General features: G+C 65.1%; 3 protein-coding genes. All 3 read left to right on the top strand.

The features are described 5' to 3' along the window. The first annotated feature begins 245 nt into the window (after window positions 1-245). From EOB49_RS29965 to EOB49_RS29955, 3 genes are read left to right on the top strand one after another with little or no spacing between them, the layout of a single operon-like run. A complete protein-coding gene (locus EOB49_RS29965) occupies window positions 246-4,367 on the top strand; it encodes a Pls/PosA family non-ribosomal peptide synthetase (RefSeq protein WP_127383101.1) in 4,122 nt (1,373 codons plus the stop codon). Beyond that, window positions 4,364-4,849, top strand: coding sequence for a GNAT family N-acetyltransferase (locus tag EOB49_RS29960; RefSeq protein ID WP_127383100.1), 486 nt, complete (start codon window positions 4,364-4,366; stop codon window positions 4,847-4,849). Before EOB49_RS29965 ends, EOB49_RS29960 begins: the two co-directional genes overlap by 4 nt. Beyond that, window positions 4,846-5,556: a 4'-phosphopantetheinyl transferase superfamily protein gene (locus EOB49_RS29955; RefSeq protein WP_245472886.1), complete on the top strand. Its 711-nt coding sequence runs from the start codon at window positions 4,846-4,848 to the stop codon at window positions 5,554-5,556. The genes EOB49_RS29960 and EOB49_RS29955 overlap by 4 nt, the downstream gene beginning before the upstream one ends. Window positions 5,557-5,611: the final 55 nt, after the last annotated feature.

Here is a 5,611-nt window from a genome sequence, read left to right as displayed (position 1 = left end):
CTGCCAATCTCCCCACAAGTGGGGGAGATGGCCGGCAGGCCAGAGGGGGGCGCCGTAGCGCTCGACGGGCGGAGGCTTCCCTCCCCTGCAAGCCCAACAAGAGGGCCAAAAGCCCCGCCCAGACACAGTTCAGAAACAATATTCAACAGTTCGGAAAAACTGCCGAAAAGATCGGATGGCATAAGCATCCCACAACAACTGGAAAAATGGCCGTGCCGGGCGATGCCCGGCCTGGACGGGAAAGCATGGAAATGGATCACGGTGTCGATATCGCCGAACTGGACGCGGAACGATCGGGGCTGGAAAGCGGCCTGGCAAGTGTCGACGCGCCGGTAAGAACGGCCCCCGCGACAGCCAGGCGCGGGCAGATCCTGACGGGCGCCGACTTTGCCCGGCAAGGCCTGCCCGGCGAGCGGCTCGACACCGTCTTCGAACAGCTCGCCGACATGTTTGCAGCGCTGCCGGCGGTGATCTCCGACGGGCGTGTCTGGACCTATCGGGAACTGGACAGCCGGGCCAACCAGTTCGCCCGCCTGCTGGTCAAGCGCGGCGTGCGGCCGGGCGACCGCGTCGGGCTCATTCTCGACCGCTCGGCGGAGACCTATGTCGCGCTGCTCGCCGTGATGAAGGCGGGCGCTGCCTTCGTGCCGCTGGCCACCGCCTTCCCCGAGGAGCGGATGGCGCTCATCATCGAGGACGCCGGCGTCAGCCTGATCGTCACCATCGCCGCCTATGCGTCGCGCGCCGGTCAGCTGCCGGTCCCGCATCTGCTGATCGACAGCACTGCCGCCGAAATCTCCAGACAGTCCGACGCGCCGCTGAAGCCGCATGCGAAGGCCGCTTCATCGGACGACACCTGCTACATCCTCTACACCTCGGGCACGACAGGCAAGCCCAAGGGCGTGGTCATCAAGCACCAGAGTTTCGTCAACTTCATCCGCGTCGCCGCCGCCTCCTACGGCTACCGGCCGGGCGACCGCGTCTATCAGGGCATGACCATTGCCTTCGACTTTTCCTCCGAAGAGATCTGGGTGCCGTTCGTCGCCGGCGCGACGGTGGTGCCGGCACCGGGCCAGATGCCGCTGGTGGGCGAGGAACTGGCCGATTTCCTGCGCCTCCACGACATCACCTGCATCGCCTGCAGCCCGACGCTGCTGTCGTCGATGACATCCGATGTGCCGAGCCTGCGCACGCTGCTGGTCGGCGGCGAGGCCTGCCCGCACAATCTGGTGGTGCGCTGGTCGAAGCCGGGCCGACAGATCCTCAACACCTACGGCCCGACCGAGGCGACCGTCACCGCAACCATGGGCGCGCTGACGCCGGACAGTCCCGTCACCATCGGCGCGCCGCTGCCGACCTATTCCATCGTCATTCTCGACGCATCGCTGCCGCAGCTTGCCGAGCCCGGCGAACTGGGCGAGATCGGCATTGCCGGCATCGGGCTCGCGGTCGGCTATCTCAACAGGCCCGACCTGACCGAACAGAAATTCATCGCCGATTTCGTCGGCCTGCCGAACAACCCGTCGAAGCGCATCTACCGGACGGGCGACCTTGGCCGCATCAACGACCAAAGCGAGATCGAGTATAACGGCCGCATCGACACCCAGGTGAAGATCCGCGGCTACCGCATCGAGCTCGGCGAGATCGAGGCGGTGCTGCTCGACCAGCCCGAAATCGCGCAAGCCGCCGTCACCACCTGGGAGATCGAGCCCGGCCGCGTCGAACTCGTCGCCTATTTCGCGGCGAAGACCGGCGTAGCGATCCCCCGCGCGGACCTCGCCAAGACGATGAAGCGGCGGCTGCCGGATTACATGGTGCCCTCCTACCTCGAGGAACTGCCTGTTATCCCGATGACGGTCTCCAACAAGGTGGATTTGCGCCAGCTGCCGAAGCCGACAAACGTTCGGCTCTCAGTCGATCGCGCCATGGTGGCGCCCGGCAATGACGACGAGCGTTTCCTGGCCGACGCGCTGGCCGCCGTACTGAAATTCGACGAAGTGTCTGTCGAGGACAATTTCTTCGACGATCTCGGCGCCAACTCGCTGCTGATGGCGCATTTCTGCGCCCGCCTGCGCACCAGGAAGGAATGGGCGACGGCGTCGATGCGCGACATCTATCTCCATCCGACCGTGGCGCGGCTGGCGCTTCACCTGGGCGTGGCGGATGAGATGACGACGGCCACCAACGAGCCCGTCCTCACCCGCCGGGCCTCGAATTTCGCCTACTGGACCTGCGGCGCCGCACAGCTGCTGTTCTACGCGCTCTACAGCTATGGCGCCTTGTGGGCGGTCAATGACGGCCTCAACTGGATGTATGACGCGCTCGACGATCCGCTGCAGCTCTACATCAGGTGCGTGGCGCTTTCGGCCGCCGTGTTCTTCGGCATGTCGGGCTTTGCCGTCCTCGCCAAATGGGTGCTGGTCGGCCGCTGGAAGGCGGAGGCGTTTCCCATCTGGGGCGTGCGTTACTTCCGCTTCTGGGTGGTCAAGACATTGATCCGCACCGCCCCCGTCGTGCTGTTCCGCGGCAGCCCGCTCTACAGCATCTATCTGCAGCTTCTCGGCACCAAGCTCGGCAAGAACGCCGTCATCGAATCGAAATCCGTGCCCGTCTGCACCGATCTCATCTCGATCGGCGCCAACACCATCCTGCGCAAGGAATCCATGATCCTCGGCTTCCGGGCGCAGTCCGGCTATATCCACACCGGGCCGCTGACCATCGGTCGCGATGCCTTCGTCGGCGTCGGCTCGACGCTCGACATCGACACCCGGATCGGCGACGGCGCCCAGCTCGGCCATTCGTCCTCGCTGCACCGCGGCCAAAGCATTCCCGACGGCGAACGCTGGCATGGCTCGCCGGCCGTGCCGACCACGGCCGACTATTGCAAGGTGCGCAATGTCGATCCGTCCAACATCCGGCGCTTCCTGTTCGAGGCGGTTCAGCTGATCGGACTGTTTGCCATCGTCACCCCCTTGCCGCTTTTGTTCCACAGCTATTGGGAAAACGTCGGCGACGATTACCAGGAAACCATCGGCGTCGTCGCGATCGGCACCACGGTCACGCTGTTCGGCTACATCGCCGCATCCTTCCTGGCGGCGACGCTGGTACCGCGCCTGGTCAGCCTGCTGTTGAAGCCAGGCCGCACCTACACGCTGTACGGCTTCCGCTACTGGCTGCAGACGGTCGCTGAATTCTCCAGCAACTCCCGCGTGCTCGGCCTGCTGGCCGGCGACAGCTCGGCCATCGTGCACTACATGAGAGCGATCGGCTGGAACCTCAACAAGGTGGTGCAGACCGGCTCCAATTTCGGCTCCAACCAGCAGCACGAAAACCCGCTTCTGTGCGAGATCGGCACCGAGACCATGGTGTCGGACGGGCTGTTCATGATCAACATGCACAAATCCGCCTCCGCCTTCCGGCTCGAGCCGACGAGGATCGGCGAGCGCAACTATCTCGGCAACAACATCTACTATCCGCCGGACGGGCGCACCGGCGACAACGTCCTGCTCGGCACCAAGGTGATGATCCCCATCGACGGGCCGCGGCGCGAGAATGTCGGGCTTCTGGGTTCCCCTGCCTTTGAAATCCCGCGCATAGTGAACCGCGACAAGGAACTCATCGCGGGCGTCGACGAAGACGACCGGCGCCGGCGCATCCCGCACAAGAACCGCCACAATCTGGTGACGATCCTGCTGTTCGTGGCAACGCAATGGGTCATGCTGTTCGCCACGCTGGCGATCTGGGACCGGGCGCTGAACTACTACACCGAATGGGCTGAAGTCGCGCTGTTCGTCGCCGTGCTTTTGACCTCGGCGATCACCATTCCGTTCTACATCTTCGTGGAACGGGCAAGCCTTGGTTTCGGCCGGCTGAAGCCGCAGATGACGACGATCTACGACGTCGCGTTCTGGCGCCACGAGCGCCACTGGAAGCTGGCGGATTCGCCGATCGTGCGGCTGTTCGCCGGCACGCCGTTCCGGCCCATGATCCTGCGCATGCTGGGCGTCAAGATCGGCAGCCGTGTCTATGACGGCGGCAGCAACCTCACCGAACGCTCGCTGGTGGAGATCGGCGACGACGCCACCCTCAACGAGGGCTGCGTCATCCAGGCCCATTCGCTGGAGGAAGGCGCTTTCAAGTCCGACTTCATCCGCATCGGCAAGGGCTGCACGCTCGGACCTTCAGCCTTTGTCCACTACGGCGTCGTCATGGGCGAAGGCTCGGTGGTCGATGTCGACTCCTTCGTCATGAAGGGCGAAGAGCTGGAGCCCAACTCCATATGGAGGGGCAACCCGGCCAAGCTGCACCGCTTCGTCGAGCCGATCACCGACGATGGCTCCAAGGTATCGGCCAGGGCATCGGCTTGAAGAAGGGCATCGGCTTGAACACCGGAGACATCCGTCTCGTTGCCGTGACCGAGGCCAACCGTGCCCTGGTCACGGCCCTGGAACTCGCCCCGGAGCAGAGAGATTTCGTCGCCGGCAATGCGGCGTCGCTGGAAGAAGCCCGGACTGACGAAGACGCGCGGCCACGCGTCGTCATGGCTGGGACCCGTGTCGTCGGTTTCCTGATGTACGAGGCGCCCGAGGATGACGGCGAGGCGCGCATCTACCGCTTCATGATCGACCGCGCCCAGCAGGGCAAAGGCTATGGCAAGGCCGCGTTGCGCGAAGTGCTGGACGAAATCCGGGGGCTCGGCCACATCAGCCACGTCTCGATCTGCTACGAACCGGAGAACGATGCGGCGCGAAACCTCTATCGCAGCGCCGGTTTCGTCGAAGAAGGGCTCGACGAGGACGGCGAAATGATCGCCGATCTCGCTTTGCCGGCACGGACGCACGAGCCGTGACGCGGCTGCCCGAGGAAATCGCCTTGGCCGAAGCGATCGCCGCCATCGCACCATCGGGTGTCCGGATCGGATGCCGGGTGATCCGCGACGGCGACGAGGCCCATCTGCTGCCTGGAGAAGCGCATTCCATCCCCGCGCGTCGGCCTGTCATGCGGCGCGCCAGCGGCGCGGCCCGGTGGATCGCGCACGGACTGCTGGCGGAGCTTGGCGCCGGCGACCTCGCCATCCTGCGCACGCCAACCGGCGCGCCGGTCTGGCCCGACGGGATAACCGGTTCGCTCGCTCACGACGACGACATGGCCGTGGCGGCGGTTGCCCCGATTGGCGATATCGCCTCGCTCGGCATCGACGTCGAGCCCGCGCAGCCTCTCCCGGATGATATTTTGGCGCTCGTGACAACGCCCGCGGACCGCACGGACGCAGCCGACCGGCATCTTGCCGGCCGCATCCTCTTTGCCGCCAAGGAAGCCGTCTACAAGGCCGTCTATCCGCTCGATCGCGAGGTGCTGGGCTATGAGGACATCACCGTCGACCTGAACGCAGGCCGCGCGACGACGAAGACGGGCCGCAAGGCCAGGCTCGTTTACTGCGCTGCCCCGCACGTGGTGGTGCTGGCGTTTATCGAGAGAGATGGGGTTTGGGGTCGGCGCGCTTATTCTGCTGCGCTACGGCGTCATGAGTTCCTAGCCGAACGCGGCAATCGTTGACGTTGGCGCTGCCCCCCACTGTCCTGCCGGACATCTCTCCCCGTATAGTGACGGG

The sequence above is a fragment of the Mesorhizobium sp. M7A.F.Ca.MR.148.00.0.0 genome (assembly GCF_003997735.1).
Taxonomy (GTDB): domain Bacteria; phylum Pseudomonadota; class Alphaproteobacteria; order Rhizobiales; family Rhizobiaceae; genus Mesorhizobium.
The sequence above is the reverse complement of the archived record's forward strand: the minus strand, read 5'-3'. Positions and strand labels throughout refer to the sequence as shown.